The organism is Streptomyces sp. NPDC058257, assembly GCF_042881845.1.
GTDB lineage: Bacteria > Actinomycetota > Actinomycetes > Streptomycetales > Streptomycetaceae > Streptomyces.
In genome coordinates this window covers 139,363-155,582 of record NZ_JBHVXJ010000009.1, presented here as the reverse complement: position 1 = coordinate 155,582, position 16,220 = coordinate 139,363, and the positions used below count along the sequence as shown (strand labels likewise).

The following is a 16,220-nucleotide window of genomic DNA, read 5'->3' as shown; positions in this document are numbered from 1 at the left end:
TGATGCCCCGTCATCGACGGGCGTCACGGGGCGGGGGACCCGCTGGCTTGTGCAGTTGTATCGACCACGAGCGTTGTCAACAGTGGGCGGCGGAGACGTGATCAAGGACGGCGGCACGTCATGGGCAAGGGCAAGCCTGCCGGAGTCGTGTGGTCACCCACTGCCTCACCCCGTGGAGGCCGCTTCATCGCACAATCTCCCCTCGGACGATTCAACCCGCACGAGGGTGCCTGACGCGTGATCAGGCATGTGGCGCGCGACCGTCGGCCGCCAGGCGCGTGAGCCACTCACGCAGCAGGCGCTGCTCGGCGTCGCTCAGGACATCAGCGCCGTCGGGGAGGGCGGCGCGCAGCGCGCGGGCCGCCGCGCGGGGACCGGACTCCGAGGCGGGGACCACCGGCTCAGCGCGAGTGACAGCCGCGACCATGGACTCACGCAGGACGGTCAACAGCGCCGGATTGCGGCGGTCCGCAGGCGTGGAGTGCCACGTAATGACCGCGCCCTGGCCGGTTGCCTGGATGATCTGGGCGGCCAGCTCCTCGTCGACCCGCAGCCAGCCCCGGGCCGCCAGCCGGCGCACCCGCCCGTGGAGGACCTCCAGGCCCGCGCGGTGTGCTGCGTCTGATCCCCGGCCGACGGCCCGATTCATCACCGCGAACAGCTCGGGGCGGGAGACCCCGAACTCGACCACCATGTCCCAGCCGCGGCGCAGCTCGTCCACCGGGTCCTGCGGGGCGGGGTCGAGCTGCGCGCGCTTCCTCTCCAGGAACTGCGCGTAGCCGTGCTCGGCGACAGCCTCCAGAAGCCCCTCCTTATCGCCGAAGAGGCGGTAGATCGCCGGCGGCTGCATTCCGGCCGCGGCCGCGACCGCGCGGGTGCTCACCGCGTCAGGACCGCCCTTCTCCAGCAATTCGACGGCGGCCTCGACGATGCGGCGCCGAGGGCTGTCGGTTGAGTCGCGCGTAGCCATGAAGCGATGATAGCGAGGAACTGGTTCCAACGGAATTACCAGTGTTACCGTGGTAGTGATTCCATCGGAAACAGTCCACGGAGAAATCAATGATCATCGTGACCGGAGCCACCGGAAAGCTCGGCCGCCGCACCGTCGAGCGCCTCCTGGAGCGTGTCCCCGCCGACCGCGTCGGCATCAGCGTCCGCGACCCCCGCAAGGCCAGGGACCTCGCCGACCGCGGCGTCCGTGTCCGGCAGGGCAGCTTCGACGACCCCACGTCACTCGTGCACTCCTTCGAGGGCGCCGAGCAACTGCTCCTCGTCTCCCTGGACCGCACAGGCCAGGAATGCGTCAGCGGCCACCGCACCGCCATCGACGCCGCCGTGCAGGCCGGCGTCGGCCGCATCCTTTACACCAGCCAGATGGGCGCCGCCCACGACGCCCGCTTCCAGGCATGCCGGGACCACGCCCAGACCGAGGATCTGCTGCACGCCACCGGCCTGCCCTGGACCGCGCTGCGCAACGGCTTCTACGACTCCAGCGCCCTGCAGTTCCTGGAATCCAGCCGCCACACGGGCGAGGTCGCCCTCCCCGCCGACGGCCCCGTCGCCTGGACCGGCCACGACGACCTCGCCGAGGCCACTGCGGTGATCCTCGCCGAGGAGCCCCGCTTCGAGGGGCCCACCCCGCCGCTCACAGGCCCGGCGGCGCTCGACTTCGGCACCATCGCCGAGATCGCGTCCGAGACCACCGGACGGCCCTTCACCCGCTCCGTCCTCCCTGACGACGTCTTCCGAGAGCAGGCCCTGGCGCACGGCGCCCCGGCCCCTGTCGCGGACCTGATGCTGAGCATCTTCACCGCGGCGCGGAATGGCGAGTTCACCGCTGTCGACTCGACGCTGGCCGAGCTGATCGGGCGAAAGCCCGCCACCTTCCGAAGCCAGCTGGAGCGTGCCTGGGCCGAATAGATCCAGTGGGGCGCGCAGACAGTCCGGCCTGACTCGCCACCCACCAAGGCTCGCCCTCTGCCGCCCTCTGCCGCCCGAGGACGTGGAACACCCGACCGGCGACCTCGGGCACAAGCCCCGGCGCCGCAGACGAGCCGCGCGTCCTGGTTCGAGCTCTTCGGCGACCTGGTCTTCGTGACGGCGGGCGACCAGCGCACGCCGCTCGCGGGCGGCCACCCCGAGAGCTGCGTCCATCGCCGCGGGCCGGGGGGCGGGTCGTCCCCCGGCGGTGAACCTGGGCCCAGTACGCCCAGTACGCGCAGTACGCCCAGTACCCGGCACCAAGCGCGCGGGCGCCGAGGGATTCCCGCATCGTCGACGCCCGCGGTGTGGGCAGGCCGGGCAATGCGGGCGAGCCCCATCTGACGTAACGACGCCCGAGCCCGCCGACAGACATCTGCGCCTCTCCGCCGCTGCCCCGGACGGTGGCGGAGAGGCGATCAGGAGCCGTGCGGCTCAGGTACCGCAGTTGCCGGATGCGGGTTCGCCGGCGAAACGTCGGCCAAGCCACTCAAGTGCCGGGCCGTTGCCCTGGATGGCCGTTCCCACGTGGGATTGCCCGGCGAAGGAGGTCCACTGCACGGCGTTGCCCTTCGCGCACCAGTCGGCCCGCAGCTTCTGGCCCACCGCGTAGGGGATCGTCTCATCCGCATCCCCGTGGTACACGAACGTGGGCGCCGACGGGCGCTGGGAGCCGATGAACTGCTTGGCGATGACCCGCTGCCAGTCCGGCCGCTCCAGCGGGTTGGACGTCGTGACGTCCTCGATCGCCTTGCCGCGTCCAGCCTCCAGGACCGTACCGACGCATTCGCTCCGCACTACTCGGACAAGCTTGCGACCTTCGGCGTTGAGATACTTGCCGAGGGCCAGGCGCGGGTGGGCGGCGTTCTGGCCGACGGCGGACATCAGCAGGTATCCGGCACTGTCCCCGCCCTCCAGCGAGTCGGCGACTTTGGTGAGATCGGCGGGAACGCCGCCGCTCGCCGTTCCCTTGACCTTCAACTCGGGAGCGTAGGTCGCCGCCATTTCGGCGGCTTTCGCGCTCGCGGCGCCGCCCTGCGAGTAGCCCATGATGCCGACGGGCGCCTTGGCGTCCACCCCGTACTTCGCCGCCCCGGAGTGGCGTTGGGCGGCACGTGCCGCGTCGAGCACGGCGCTGCCCTGGGCTTTCGCGACCATGTAGGTGTGATCGCCGGGGGTGCCGAGGCCCTCGTAGTCGGTGACGACGACGGCGTAGCCTCGTACCAGCGCGGCGTTGACGAGCGGGGCCTCGGCTGTCGTGCCGCCCGGGAATCCGGCGGATGGCGCGCACTTGTCGCCGAGACCGACCGTGCCGACGGCGTATGTGATCAGCGGGCGCGGGGTGGTCTTGCCGTCATCGGGGACGATCACGGTGCCGGAGACCGCGTTGGGCCGTCCGTTGGCGGAGGTCGACCGGTAGGTGATCTTCCAGGCCTTGGTGGGGGTCGGAACGCCCGGCGTGTACTGGAATGAGGACGGCTTCGAGCTGAGGAGCGCGCCGGGGGTCTTCTTCTTTCCCGGGTGCTTGCGGGGATGCTGGCCGTCTTGACCGTGGTGCTTGCCCTTGCCGTGCTGCGCGGCGCCGAGGGATTTCCCGGCAGCCTGCACCGCGGAGTGGGTTGAGCGGGTGGCGTTCGGGGCGTTCTCGCCCTGCGCTGCGGCGGACCCGGGAAGCCCGAGCACCGTCACCGCGAGCACCGTACCCGCGGCCATTGATCGTCTGCGTGAGGCTGGCATCATGCGGCTCTCCCAACTCTCCTGTGGGCTAGGGGGGTTGGGAAGCACCGTACTGACCCGTCAGTAATACAGCCATAGGCGTGCAGCGGCCCGCGTCGGCACTATGCCGACTGGCGAGCGGTCGCCCCCTTTGGCAGCTGCGCCTTCCGGCTGGACCCCTCCTGCTCTACCTCTCTCTGCTCTACCTCTCTCTGCTCTACCTCCGCGAGCACCCCGTCGACCTCGATATCCCCGCCGCCGCGATCCTGCTGGAACCCGGCCTCGGCGACACCGCGGCTCCCACGAGGTTGCGGCATTCTTCGCAGGCCGAGCTCAGGCGGCCCGACTCGCCCTGGTCGACGGCACCCCGGCGGCCGTCTGGTCGCATCGCGGCCAGCCGAAGGCCGTCTTCACCTTCACCGTCCACGACGGGAAGATCACCCATATCGCCGTCGACACCGACCCGGAGCGGCCGAGCGTTGTCGATGTCGTCTTTCTCTCCGCCGCAGACAGGGACCTTCGGTGACCGGCACGGATCTCGAGCTCGCGTCCTGTGCCCTGGCCGTCCACGACGTGGACGAAGCCCTCGGCTTCTACCGTGACGCCCTCGGCTTCGAGGTCCGCGACGAGGCTGGGCCCCCGGGTACGCGGCGAGTCGGCGTCCGCTCGCCGGCGCAGCCGACTACGCACATCATCCTCGAAGCACCCACCGGGGACCCGGTCGTCTCGTCGGCGAACCGGCAGGCGCTCTGGGGCCTGATGGCCCTCGGCCTGCTGAGCCGTCTCGTCTTCTCGACCACCGATTGCGACGCCACGTTCGAGCGCATCGAATCCGCGGGCGCTGAAGTGATGCAAGAACCGATTGCCCGGGCCGACGGCGTCCGCGACTGCGTCTTCCTCGATCCCTCCGGCAACATGCTGCGCTTCACCCAACCGCTTCACCCAACCCCTTCAGCCAGGAGTACAGGGAAGCTAATTCGGCTGCCTCGCCCTTGCGGGTGAAATAACCGGGCCCGGGGTTCTGCCCGCGCACACTCTTCTCACCATCTGGCTCTGTCGCTGCCGGAAAGGCGCTGCGGCGGGAATTCCTTCCGGACCGGGAGCCAATGGACGGCAGGAATTCATGCGATCAGATATCAGCCGACCCCTCTCATAGGTTCGGCTGGTACGAGTCGAGGAAGCCGGGTACAACACTGCTATGGAATCCATGCAGTGGGAAATAGCCGCATCATCCGGCACGGCCTTGCTCATGTGGATCGTCGGACTGGTCGTGGTCGGGGTTCTTCTGGCCGCCTTTATGTGGGGGCGTCGAGTTCGGTCGCGTGAACCCGCGCCACCGCGGCCGGACGAGCAGCCGAAGCTGCCCGAGGACGGCCCCGTGCGGGAAGTCCAGGAGTTTCGGGAGCCCAACGAAGTGCCACGCGACGGCGGTCGGCTCAGGCCGACTGAACTCGACGGCAATTACGGCACTCCGGGCACACACCGCAGCCCGTCGCAGGACCCGCAGGACCACAAGAAGCCGGGTGGCGGCAGCTTCGGCAGCGGCGGCCTCGGCTGACCGGCATGCCTACTCGACGAGGGGCAGCGCGGGCCCGCAGGGTCCAGCTCTCCGGGCGGCGCCTCACTGGCTGCGCCGCCCGGACATCGCCCGTCCCGCGAGCTCCCGACGCGGTACGAGGCCCTGTGCCCGGACCGGAGACCGCGGACGGGTGTCTGGTGCCGCCTCTCAGCCCCGCCCGAGCTTCCGGGCGAGCCGCCCCTGCCTCACAGGCTGGGCTCGCTGGGCTCAGTGCACGCAGAGGCAGAACGGATGGCCGGCAGGGTCCGCGTAGATCCGCCAGTTGGCTTCCGGATTGAGTTGGTCGGTTCGCTCCAGCACGGTGGCGCCGAGGCTGAGAGCCCGCTTCTCCTCCCCGTCGAGGTCGTCCACGTCGAAGTCCAGGTGAAGCTGCTGCGGATGCTGCTGGCCGGGCCACTCGGGCGGGCGGTAACCATCCACCCGCTGGCAGGCAAGCGGCGTGCCCTCGAACCCGTGCACCTCGATCCAGTCGGAATCCCCGGGATCCTCGACCACCCGGCCGCCGAGCAGTTCCGCGTAGAACGCCGCGAGCCGTACCGGATCAGCGCAGTCCAGCGCGACCGCCTGCAGCTTTCGAATCACTTCCGACACTCTTTTCCCTTGGGTCACTTCCGTGACACTCCGTACGGGAAGGGTCGTACCCCTCTCCCCCGCGGCCATGCACACAGGCACGGTGGTACGCCGGATCACGCAGAGGAGCCCTGGACAGCCGCTCGCCCGACCGGTCAGGCCCTTGAGGGCCAGGCACCAGACCTACCTTCCCCGGTCCCTGCCGTGCACGGCAGGGAATCTGATGAGCTCGCCTCGGGCCACGGGTCTGCTCCACTGACGGCCCGGTCGCGGAGTGCGCGGTTCTGTCGTAGAAAGGAGCAATGAGCGAGGAGAAGGCGGCATGGCACCCCGGAGAGATCGTGCCTGCCAGCGGAATCTACGAATGTGACTGCGGTGGAGAGCACCACTGGAGCACAGACGTGAAAACCCACCGCTTCCCTCCCCTGCCATCGGACTGCTCGGGTGAGTACTGGGGGCTGCAAAAGCCGGCCCATCCCGAGAACGGCGTCGGCTGACCCCACCCCGCACGACCGGACGCGCTTGCGACACCAGGAGCTTTCCTGCCTTTCGCTGCTCACTCCAGTTCTCCAGCCGGTCTGCGTGCGCGCTGTCACCGATGTCCCACGGACGTTCAGGCAGTACGGCGCCGCGCCCGTCATGCCCCCCTGACCTTTCTCTATGGCATCAGGGACCTGCGCGCGAATTTGATATTCGTCGTGTCGGCCGCCGCACTGATGGGCGTGAGTCTGCTGCCGTGCGGAGATGGCTTGCGGGGAGTGCGGGGATCGGCCTTGTCCGTGGCGAGCCGTGCCAGCAGCGCATACTGGCGATCTTCAACACCCGCCGCTAGGCTTTGCGTTGCTCATTCGAGAGCCACAAGCCCTGGCGACGTGTCCGATGGGGGACAGTGCTTCCATCTCGACAGGCAATGAGCACGATGAGTCTCTAATCGTCGCAGAGCCTCAGCAGGCCATCCGCATGCGGTGGTCGAGCTGAGGCTGCCCGCCGACTGGTCGATCACCTTGGTGAAGGGATCGACTGGTGAGGCTGACTTTTCCCATTCAGGTACTTCTCGCACTCCTGTCCTTCGTATCGTCGCTGCTGGTAGCGGTAGTGGCAGGGGTGCTTTCGCATGAGGCAGGGGCACCGGTGCCTGGTGCGGTGCTGTACGGCGGCGGCGCGTTCATCGGCTGGATGACGCTCTGTGTCACTGTGCTGACGGCACTTGGCCTGCTCGGGCATCACGGCCATCCCGACGAGTAAGGGGCACCCGGCACGCGGAAGCGCAGCCAGAGGCGGATCGCGGTGAAAGTCAGTTAGCAGCACTTGGCCCACGGATCCCTACAGGCCCAGGTCCCGGCCCACGATCTCCTTCATGATCTCGGTAGTGCCGCCGTAGATGGTGGTGATGCGCGAGTCCAGGTAGTCGTGGGCGATGCGGTATTCGAGCATGTAGCCGTAGGCGCCGTGCAGTTGAAGGCAGCGGCCGACGATGTCGACGTACCGTTCGGTGGCCCAGAACTTCGCCGACGCGGCATCCACCGCGCTCAGTTCGCCCCGCGAGTGGCGGGCGAGCAGGTCGTCCAGGTAGGCGCGCCCGACCCGAGCGGTGGTCACCATGTCGGCCAGTTCGAAGCGGGTGTTCTGGAACGAGCCGATCGGGCGGCCGAACGCCTTGCGTTCCCTGACATATTCCAGGGTGCGTTCGAGTACGCCCTCGACGGACGCCACCGCGTTGGCGGCTATCGAGATCCGCTCCTGGGGCAGGTTGCGCATCAGGGCCTTGAAGCCCGTGCCCTCCTGGCCCAGCAGATTGGCCGCCGGTACCCGGACGTCCTGGAAGAACAGCTCGCTGGTGTCCTGGGCATGCAGGCCGACCTTGTCCAGGTTGCGCCCACGGGAGAAGCCGGACCGGGCCGCCTCGATGACCAGCAGGCTGATCCCGCCGTGCCGGTCCGGTCCGGTGCGTACGGCGGTGACGACGAGGTCGGCGTTCTGGCCGTTGGAGATGAAGACCTTGCTGCCGTTGACCACGTAGTCGTCGCCGTCGCGGACGGCGGTGGTGGCGATGCCGGCCAAGTCGCTGCCGGATTTGGGTTCGGTCATCGCGACCGCGACGACGAGCTCTCCGGCGGCGATACCCGGCAGCCAGCGGGCCTTTTGGTCGTCGTCGGTCAGGTCGGTGAAGTAGGGGACGACGATGTCGTTGGACAGCGTCAGCGAGGCGAGCCCGTCCGATGCGGCGTGGCGGGAGAACTCTTCGCCGATCACCGCGTTGAAGCGGTAGTCGCTGACCCCTGCGCCGCCGTGTTCCTCGGGGATGTTGAAGCCGAGGATCCCCGCTCGGGCGGCTTCGCGGAAGAGCTCACGGTCGACCTTGCCCTCGGCCCTCCACTGCTCGGCGTGCGGCTCGGCGTGCTTGTCGGCGAAGGCGCGGGCCGTCTCCCGCAGTAGCTCGTGCTCGTCCTCGTACAGAGACCGCTCGGCGGAGATCACGTCGGCCATCAGGACTCCTGTTCCAGATCATTGTCGAAGAGGGAAGGATGGTGCCCGCGGTCAGGTGCCGGGCAGGAGGACCGGCTTCAGCGTCCGACCGGCCTGCTGGTCGGCCACCGCCCGGTCGAAGTCGGCCAGGGCGTAGGTGGTCACCAGGCGGTCGAGGGGCAGGAGTCCGCGTCGGAAGCGCTGGATCAGTTCCGGGATGAGGGCCGAGGGTTCGGCATCGCCCTCGACGCAGCCTCGCACCTGTAGCCCGCGCAGCATCAAGGAGCGTACGTCGAGGGCGACTTCGGCAGGCCCGAGGCCGACCAGCGCCAGGACCCCGCTCGGCTGGAGCAGGGTGAGCGCGCGGGTGATCGACTCGGCGCGGCCTGTGGTGTCCAGTGCGTGGGTCACCGTCGGCATCGGTTCCTTCAGGGAGCCGACGGTCGTGGCGCCGTACTGGGCGGGCAGGGCGCGGCGTGCCGCGACGGGCTCCACCACGACGACTTCGACACCTTCGGACAGCGCCGTCAGTGCGGCGACGGCGCCCACGCCACCGGCGCCGATGACCAGCAGGCGGTCGCCGGGTAGGGGGCGAAGGACGTTCAGCACCGCGCCCGCGCCGGTGAGGAATCCGCATCCCAGGGGTGCGGCGACTTCGGGTGGCGCGTCGCCGACAGGGACGCAGGAGCGGGCATCGGTCAGTGCGACCGTGGCGAAGGACGACTGACCGAAGAAGGCCCCGAAGACCGGCTCGTCACCCACACGCAAGGTTGGCGATCCGTCGAGCCGCCGTCCCGAACCGTTGAGCGCGGCCGCCCAGGCGCAGTACCCGGGCAGGCCGGCCCGGCACTGTGCGCATCCTCCGCACGAGGCGAAGGAGATCACGACCCGCTCCCCGAGGGTGAGCCCGTCGGCGGCCGGTCCCAGGCGTTCGACGGTGCCGCAGCCTTCGTGGCCGAGGACAGCGGGCTGCTCTCCGAGCTTCTTGCGGGTGAGCAGGTCGGTGTGGCACACCCCGACCGCTTCGATCCGGACGGTCACCTCGTCGGGCCGGGGGTCGTCAAGCTCGGCGTCGACGAGTTCGCCGGCCGCGGAGCCGCGCGAGAGCAGCGCGGTGATTCTCACTCGCGCTCCAACCCGAAGTAGAAGAGGTGCCCGCCGGCGGAGACCGCGCTGGCCTTGCCGTTCATCACGCCCAGGAGGGTGGTGTCGTCCACCCACTTGAAGTGGTCGAACACCGCCATGCCGTCGTAGACCATCGTGGCGGTCACTTCGCCTCGGAATTCGATGTTCCAGAGGCTGGCCTCGCCTCGGCCCGCGGTGGTGTCGGAGTAGAGGCTGCCGTCCTGGGCCCGGCAGATCAGCGGTTTGGCGTCGTCCAGGGCGATGAACCGTTTGCCGTGCCAGCGGCTCTGGGTCAGCACCTGCTCGATGGGATGGCCGGTGGAGAAGGCGAACCCCGTCCAGGAGCCCAGAATTGATGAGGCGTCGACGACTTCTAGGTCGGTCCACAGGGCGTCGAGCTCGTCCGGGTCGACCGGACCTGCCGCTGTCCGCAGGGCTCGCCACCGCTCGCGTACAGAGATCATGTCGTTGGTCATCGGACACGCAGCCGACGTAGCAGGGACAGTTGGCTGTTGGTGCGGCTGACGAAGCTTTCGACCGATTGTTTCGGTGACGGGCCCAGTGGCATGAGGCGCTGCACGGCGACGGTCCGGCTCTCGGTGTACTTGCGGATGCCCTCGGCTCCGTGGCGGCGGCCAAGGCCGCTGTCGCCCGTGCCGCCCATGCCGGCTTCGATGCTGCCGGCTGCGGCGGCGGCGCCGTCGTTGATGCTGACCGATCCGCAGCGGATGAGCGCGGCCATGCGGGCGGCCTCGCGGGTGTCTTTGGACCAGATGGAGGCCGACAGGCCGTAGGTTCCCTGGTTGGCCAGTCTCAGCGCCTCGTCGTCGGTGGCATAGGGATACAGCGCGAGGACCGGGCCGAAGGTTTCGCTCCGGCAGGCGTGCATCTCGGCGGTGACGCCTTCGAGGATGGTGGGTTCGTAGAACAGGGGGCCGATGTCGGGCCTGGCCCGGCCCCCGGCAAGCGCCTTGGCCCCCTTGGCCAGGGCGTCATCGACGTGGGCGCGGACCGCGGCGAGCCGCGCCGGCGAGACGAGCGGCCCGAGGTCGGCCGCGTAGTCGTAGGACCGTCCCAGGCGCAGCGCCCGCGTGGCCCGGACGAGTTGTGCACGGAAGGCGTCGTAGACCTTCTCGTGCACGTAGACGCGTTCGATGTGGATGCACATCTGCCCGGTGTTGGCGAAGGCGGCCGTGATCGTGCCGGCCGCCGCGGCGGAGATGTCTGCGTCTTCGCGAACGATCAGCGGGTTCTTGCCGCCGAGTTCGAGCGAGGCTCCCACCAGCCGTCGCGCGGCGCGCTGGGCGACGGTGCGTCCGGTGGCGGTCGAGCCGGTGAAGGAGACGAAGTCGACGGCGTCGGTCACGGCGGTGCCCACGACGGGCCCGTCACCGACGACGATCTGCCACAGGTCGGCGGGCAGGCCCGCCTCGTGCAGCAGCGCCCGTGTCCACAACAGGGTCAGTGCGGTCTGGGAATCGGCCTTGGAGACGACGGCGTTGCCGGCCAGGAGTGCCGGGAGGACGTCGCCGGCCCCCAGGTACAGGGGGTAGTTCCACGGCGAGATGATGCCGACCACGCCCTTGGGCACTCTCAGCTCGTTGACCTTGGTCAGGCCGGGGACCATGCCGCGTACGCGACGCGGGGCCAGATAGCGGGCGGCGCGGCGGGCGTAGTGCCTCGCGATGGCTGCCACCTGCGCCACCTCCTGCCAGGCGTGGTAGCGGGCCTTGCCCGTCTCCCACTGGATGAGGTCGAGCACCTGGTCCTGCCGCTCAAGGAGCAGGTCGTGAAAGGCGAGCACGGTCTCTGCCCGGCATGCCGGCGGGGTGCGCGCCCACTCGCGCTGCGCGGACCGGGCCGCGCGGGCCGCGGATTCGACGTCCTGCGGAGTGCAGAGGGGGACGGGCGCGGTGGGCGTCAGGTCCCACGGCGCGAGCGCGGTCACCGGCCCGGGTGCGTGCGGCTCCCGGCGGGTCGGGTCGCGGTGTACCCACGCGCACCACCGCTCGAGCAGTTCGCCGGAGACCCAGGCGGGCCGTGAGTCGGCCGCGGACGGTGACGTCGGCGGAGGAGGCGGGGGCGGCGGCGCTTCGGTCTGGTCCTGCTCCGTGTTCATGGGGCTCCTCGGGGTGCCGGACGGATGCGGGTCGGATGCGGCGGCGCTTGAGCCAGGTCACGGCGTTGCCGCGTGGTGCAGGGGCGACGGCAGCGGTTTCCGGACCGTGCAGAGGTCTTGCCGATGACCTGACGCGTCATTATGTTAATCAAAAATCACAGCACGGAACAACCTCATGACCGGTCCGAAGTCTCCATGTCAGGCCGGTAATCAAGACGATGTAGCGCACACACGGAAGGCGGGCAAGTAAATGGACAATCTCACCAGAAGGCGCGCTCTGTCGATCGGCGCCGTGCTGGGACTCGCGAGCGTGACGAGCGCGCCCGGCGCATGGTCCTGGTCGTCCAAGGGCTCGATCGCCGGAACCGACTCGGTCACCGACCCGTTCTCGGTCTGGGACCCGGACACGGACGACGTGGCGGCACGGCTCCTCGCCGACGGCTCGATCCCGGCCGTCAACAAGGCCTGGGAAGCGTGGGTCGACAACAGCGACCCCCTGCCCTCCGGCATGCCGGGCTACCTGACCGACTACTTGCAGCAGGTCAACCAGTTGCCCTCATGGGCCGATCCCGCGCTGCTGGCCGCGTCCGAGAAGCTCTACAAGCGCCTCAACAGCTACCTGTTCGTGTCCGAGAGCCTCGGCAGCGGGATTCTGAGCACCGTGATCCCCCGGGAAGCCAGGGCGGTCTACTGGTCCGCCGGCGGCGCCGACATGAAGGAACGCGCGGCCAAGACCTTCACCTTCGGCTACGACCTGCACAGCCCGACCGCCTGGCAGCCGTCGGGACACTTCCTGGTCTCGGCCAACAAGACGCGCCTGGTGCACTCGACGGTCCGCAGCCTGCTGCTGACGTCGAAGCGCTTCATGGAGAGCGCGGACCAGCCGAAGCCGATCAGCAACGGCGACATCCTCGTCACCTTCCATTCCGTGGCCACCGTCGCGCAGAACAACCTGTCGAAGTGGGGCATCAAACTGTCCGCCCGCGAGCAGGCAGCCGACCTGCACGCCTGGCAAGTCGCCCTCCATCTGCTCGGCGTGCAGCACCAGTTCATCCCCGCCACCTGGGCGGACGCGCAGACGCAGGCAGACCAGATGCTGTGGCCCAAGGTCGCCCCCACACCCGAGGGCATCAGCCTGGCCAAGACGCTCCTCGGATACGTCGAGGACCCCACCCTGGGCCTGACCACCGGCTTCGTCAGCGAGATGGTCCGCTATCTGATCAGCGACACGTACGCCGACTGGCTCGACCTGCCCCACGACCGGGTGTCGCGGGTCCTGATCAAGGCCGCCTGGCCGACGTATGTCAGGTTCCGTGAAGGACTGTCCCCCATCGTGCCGGACGGCCTCTACCTGTTCGACCAGGTCGTGCGCGGCATCGCCATGCTGTTCCTCAACAACGGCACCTCGCCGACACGGACCCCGATCACCCTGCCCACCGCCAATCGGCCCGGCGCCTGAACCCACGGCCCCCTGCGCGTCACGCCCCGCGACCTCCCGGAACGGATCGCGGGGTCCTGCGCCCACCGATCCGGCCCAGGGGGTTGCTCGCCCTCCCCGGAGCCGACCGCGGATTCCGCTCCGTCGCTCCTGGGGTGATGCGGCGCAGAGCGCGGTCAGCGGTCAGCGGTCAGCGGTCAGCGGCAGCCCACCCCCAGGGCGGCCACGACCAGAGCCGTGACGGCGCTGCGGTGTTCGGGGGTGTCCTGCCAGCGCAGTCGGCGGCCCGCCTCGACCACGACGCCGAACCCCGCATGCACCACGACGCGCGCCTGCCGCGGGTCCAACTCAGGTCGCACCAATCGCAGTTGCTGCTCCCACACGGCGATGTGGTCGCGCTGTGCGCGGATCAGGGGCTGTTGCAGATCGGTCGGCAAACCGATGACTTCGGCCTCGGCGACGCATGTGAGCGCGGTGTGCTCGAAGCTGTAGGCCACATAGGTCGCCGCCAGTGCCACCACGGCGTCGTGCGGGTCACTCACCCCGTCGAGGTTGCGGTCGACCGCCTGGTCCAGGAGTCCGGCCGCCTGCAGACAGGCCGCCGCCAGGATGTCCACCTTGTTGGGGTAGTGGCGGTAGATGGCGGAGGGGACCAGGCCCACCGCCTCGGCGATCCGCCCGTTGGTCACCTTGGCGAACCCGTCGCGCGCGAACAGCGGGATGGCGGCGGCGAGGATCTGCGCACGCCGGGTGCGCGGCACCGGCTGGGCGGGCAGTTCGACCAGGCGCGCCCGGCCGCGCGCCGTCGCCGGATCGGTCGCGGCCGTGCGCAGGGCGGAAGCCAGCAGCACTTCCTCGGCCCGGCGCTGGGCGATGGAGACGTGGTGGGTCGTGATGGACCCGATCGCACCCAGGGACGCCGCGGCGCGCAACTCCGCCCGCGGCGAGGGGCAGTCGCGCTGCACACTCTCGCCGACCCGGGCGACGACTCGGGCGAACTTGCCCCGCAGGAGCCGGCGATCCTCGTGCTCGAGGTAGCGGGCCTCCCACCGGTAGAGGCCGCCCGAGGCACGGTGGTTGACCGCGATCCGGGTCACGGCGCCCAGCACCTCGGCAGGGCCGGCGTCAGGCGCGACCTCGTCGAGCACGGCGACGAGCCGGTCGACCATGACGTTGGCGCACTCGGCGAACAGGGCGTACTTGTTGGGGAAATGCCGGTACAGGGCCGCCGCGCTGATGCTCACCGCGGAGGCGATCTCCTCCATGGACGCCGCGTGATAGCCGTGCTCGCTGAACACCCGGCCGGCCGCCTCGACGATGAGCTGCCTGCGGTTGCGCGGTCGCACGGCCGCGATCGGATCGGCGCTCACCGGCGGGCACACAAACGGGAAGACAGGGCCATGAGCGTCAGTGAATCACAAGACGATCCGCGGTCAGAAGCCACTGCTCCGCCTGCCCCCGGTGCGGACGCTCCTGCACCGCGATGTGATTCCTCATTAACAAAAAGCTTCTTGAGCGGTCGTATCGCGGGCATAATGGCCGCCGACCCCTCCCCCGCCCATCCGGAACCCGAGGAGTGGCATGCCCGTTGATTCGGCTCCTGCATGGACTTTTCGCCACCACTGGATGGCCCATACGGCCACCCACGCTGTGATGCGACCCGACAAGCCCGCCCTGCGCCACCTCGGCAAGACCACGACCTGGGCCCAGCTGTCGCGCCGCTCGCTCCAACTGGCCGCCGCCCTCGCCGACCGCGGGGTCGCCGCCGGTGACCGCGTGGCCATGCTCACGCTGAACCACCCCTGGTTCGTGGAAAGCCTGTTCGCGGCGAACACCCTGGGGGCCATGGCCGTGCCACTCAGCTTCCGGCTGGCGCCCCTGGAACTCGACTACATCCTGACCGACTGCACGCCCGCGGCGATCGTCGTCGACGCACGGCTCCTGCCGCTGCTGCGCGCCGTGCCGACCGCCGCGTCGACCGGCACGGTCATCGTGATCGGCGAACAGGGCGACGTCGCAGCAAGCGCGGCCGGAGCCCAAGCGCCCTTCGCCTACGAGGAGTTCCTCTCGGCGCACGAACCGATGGAACTTCCCGACATCAGCGAGGAGTCGACCGCGCTGATCATGTACACCTCGGGGACCACCGGCCGGCCCAAGGGCGTGATGCTCTCCCACCGCAACCTGCAGATACAGGCGATCACCTGCATCCGGGCGATGGACATCTTCGACGACTCCGACGTCGGCTTCCTCACCGCGCCGTTCTTCCACATCGCAGGCCTGGGTTCGATCGTCGCGAACTTCCTGGTCGGCAGCACCGTGGTGATCCATCCCCTGGGGGCCTTCGACCCCGCCGCCGTACTGGATGCCTACGAACGCGAGGGCGCCACGATCGTCTTCAACGTGCCGCAGCAGTGGGAGCTGATCTGTGCCCAGCCCGACATCCGCCGGCGCGACCTCAAGCTGCGCGTCATCAGCTGGGGAGCCGCCCCCGCCGGCGACGCGACCCTGCGCGCCATGGGCGAGAGCTTTCCCCGGGCTCTCAACGTGGCGGTCTTCGGCCAGACCGAGACCTCACCGATCACCTGTGTCCTGCGCGGAGCCGACGCCCTGCGCAAGCTCGGATCGGTCGGCCGGCCGATCCCGACCCTCCAGTACCGCATCGTCGACGCCGCCATGAACGACGTCCCGGCCGGCGAAGTCGGCGAGATCGTCTATCGCGGCCCGACTGTGACGCAGGGCTATTGGAACAAGCCGCGGGAGACCGCGGCTGCCTTCCACGGCGGGTGGTTCCACTCCGGAGATCTGGTCAAACAGGACTCGGAGGGGTTCGTCTGGGTCGTCGACCGCGCGAAAGACATGATCATCAGCGGCGGCGAGAACATCTACTGCGCCGAACTGGAGAACGTCATCGCCGAACACCCCGCGGTCCGTGACGTCGCGGTGATCGGCAGGCCGGACGAGCGCTGGGGCCAAGTGCCGGTCGCCTTCGTCACCCTGGCGCCGCGGGGCAAGCTGTCACTGACCCGGCTGACCGACTTCCTCGACGGGAAACTCGCCTCCTTCAAGATGCCCAAGGATCTGAGGCTGGTTCCCGAACTTCCCCGCAATGCCGGGGGAAAAGTCATCAAGGGCCAGTTGCGTGAAGACGACGCGGGCACACCGGCGCGCCCCTGAGCCGGCCAGGGGCGCGCGCCGTGAACAAGCAGCCGGACCTGTGCAGTGCAACC

15 protein-coding genes are annotated in these 16,220 nt (G+C 69.4%); 7 read left to right on the top strand and 8 right to left on the bottom strand.

Annotation, left to right across the window (positions count from 1 at the left end; genetic code table 11):
- Positions 1 to 241: 241 nt before the first annotated feature.
- Complete coding sequence (locus ACFVXC_RS22545; RefSeq protein WP_389907751.1) at positions 242 to 970, bottom strand: TetR/AcrR family transcriptional regulator; 729 nt, start codon at positions 968 to 970, stop codon at positions 242 to 244.
- An 89-nt stretch (positions 971 to 1,059) separates the two neighbouring features.
- Between ACFVXC_RS22545 and ACFVXC_RS22540 the strand changes: the two genes are divergently transcribed.
- Positions 1,060 to 1,920: an SDR family oxidoreductase gene (locus ACFVXC_RS22540; RefSeq protein WP_389907749.1), complete on the top strand. Its 861-nt coding sequence runs from the start codon at positions 1,060 to 1,062 to the stop codon at positions 1,918 to 1,920.
- Between the two features lie 495 nt (positions 1,921 to 2,415).
- On the opposite strand, the gene ACFVXC_RS22535 is transcribed toward ACFVXC_RS22540, so the two are convergent.
- Positions 2,416 to 3,720, bottom strand: a complete 1,305-nt coding sequence (locus ACFVXC_RS22535; RefSeq protein ID WP_389907747.1) for a lipase family protein — start codon at positions 3,718 to 3,720, stop codon at positions 2,416 to 2,418.
- A gap of 498 nt (positions 3,721 to 4,218) precedes the next feature.
- Here ACFVXC_RS22535 and ACFVXC_RS22530 point away from each other — a divergent pair, with 498 nt between their 5' ends.
- Together ACFVXC_RS22530 and ACFVXC_RS22525 are read left to right on the top strand one after the other, a co-directional pair.
- A complete protein-coding gene (locus tag ACFVXC_RS22530) occupies positions 4,219 to 4,698 on the top strand; it encodes a VOC family protein (RefSeq protein ID WP_389907745.1) in 480 nt (159 codons plus the stop codon).
- 196 nt (positions 4,699 to 4,894) lie between these two features.
- Entirely contained in the window at positions 4,895 to 5,254 is a 360-nt protein-coding gene (locus ACFVXC_RS22525) for a DUF6479 family protein (RefSeq protein WP_389907743.1), read from the top strand.
- A 228-nt stretch (positions 5,255 to 5,482) separates the two neighbouring features.
- On the opposite strand, the gene ACFVXC_RS22520 is transcribed toward ACFVXC_RS22525, so the two are convergent.
- Positions 5,483 to 5,857 (bottom strand): VOC family protein, encoded by a 375-nt coding sequence (locus ACFVXC_RS22520; RefSeq protein ID WP_389908067.1) that lies wholly within the window; start codon positions 5,855 to 5,857, stop codon positions 5,483 to 5,485.
- Between the two features lie 290 nt (positions 5,858 to 6,147).
- On the opposite strand from ACFVXC_RS22520, the gene ACFVXC_RS22515 reads away from it, so the two are divergent.
- Positions 6,148 to 6,342 carry a hypothetical protein gene (locus ACFVXC_RS22515; RefSeq protein WP_389907741.1) on the top strand — a complete coding sequence of 65 codons (195 nt, stop codon included), beginning with the start codon at positions 6,148 to 6,150 and terminating at the stop codon, positions 6,340 to 6,342.
- Positions 6,343 to 6,868: 526 nt separating this feature from the next.
- Positions 6,869 to 7,090: a hypothetical protein gene (locus ACFVXC_RS22510; RefSeq protein ID WP_389907739.1), complete on the top strand. Its 222-nt coding sequence runs from the start codon at positions 6,869 to 6,871 to the stop codon at positions 7,088 to 7,090.
- Positions 7,091 to 7,168: 78 nt separating this feature from the next.
- Here the strand turns inward: ACFVXC_RS22510 and ACFVXC_RS22505 are convergent, their stop codons facing one another.
- From ACFVXC_RS22505 to ACFVXC_RS22490, 4 genes are read right to left on the bottom strand one after another with little or no spacing between them, the layout of a single operon-like run.
- Positions 7,169 to 8,332, bottom strand: a complete 1,164-nt coding sequence (locus tag ACFVXC_RS22505) for an acyl-CoA dehydrogenase family protein (RefSeq protein ID WP_389907737.1) — start codon at positions 8,330 to 8,332, stop codon at positions 7,169 to 7,171.
- A 51-nt stretch (positions 8,333 to 8,383) separates the two neighbouring features.
- The gene (locus ACFVXC_RS22500; protein WP_389907735.1) at positions 8,384 to 9,436 is read right to left on the bottom strand and encodes an alcohol dehydrogenase catalytic domain-containing protein; all 1,053 of its coding nucleotides are present in this window, start codon (positions 9,434 to 9,436) and stop codon (positions 8,384 to 8,386) included.
- On the bottom strand, positions 9,433 to 9,900 hold the full coding sequence (locus ACFVXC_RS22495) for a DUF4334 domain-containing protein (protein WP_389907733.1): 468 nt from the start codon (positions 9,898 to 9,900) through the stop codon (positions 9,433 to 9,435). The genes ACFVXC_RS22500 and ACFVXC_RS22495 overlap by 4 nt, the downstream gene beginning before the upstream one ends.
- 8 nt (positions 9,901 to 9,908) lie before the next feature.
- Positions 9,909 to 11,555, bottom strand: coding sequence for a succinic semialdehyde dehydrogenase (locus ACFVXC_RS22490; protein ID WP_389907731.1), 1,647 nt, complete (start codon positions 11,553 to 11,555; stop codon positions 9,909 to 9,911).
- 250 nt (positions 11,556 to 11,805) lie between these two features.
- Between ACFVXC_RS22490 and ACFVXC_RS22485 the strand changes: the two genes are divergently transcribed.
- Positions 11,806 to 13,014: an oxygenase MpaB family protein gene (locus ACFVXC_RS22485; RefSeq protein WP_389907729.1), complete on the top strand. Its 1,209-nt coding sequence runs from the start codon at positions 11,806 to 11,808 to the stop codon at positions 13,012 to 13,014.
- A 176-nt stretch (positions 13,015 to 13,190) separates the two neighbouring features.
- Here ACFVXC_RS22485 and ACFVXC_RS22480 read toward each other — a convergent pair whose 3' ends face one another.
- The gene (locus ACFVXC_RS22480) at positions 13,191 to 14,363 is read right to left on the bottom strand and encodes a TetR/AcrR family transcriptional regulator (RefSeq protein WP_389907727.1); all 1,173 of its coding nucleotides are present in this window, start codon (positions 14,361 to 14,363) and stop codon (positions 13,191 to 13,193) included.
- Between the two features lie 211 nt (positions 14,364 to 14,574).
- Here ACFVXC_RS22480 and ACFVXC_RS22475 point away from each other — a divergent pair, with 211 nt between their 5' ends.
- Positions 14,575 to 16,167 (top strand): long-chain-fatty-acid--CoA ligase, encoded by a 1,593-nt coding sequence (locus tag ACFVXC_RS22475; protein ID WP_389907725.1) that lies wholly within the window; start codon positions 14,575 to 14,577, stop codon positions 16,165 to 16,167.
- The last annotated feature ends 53 nt before the right edge of the window (positions 16,168 to 16,220 follow it).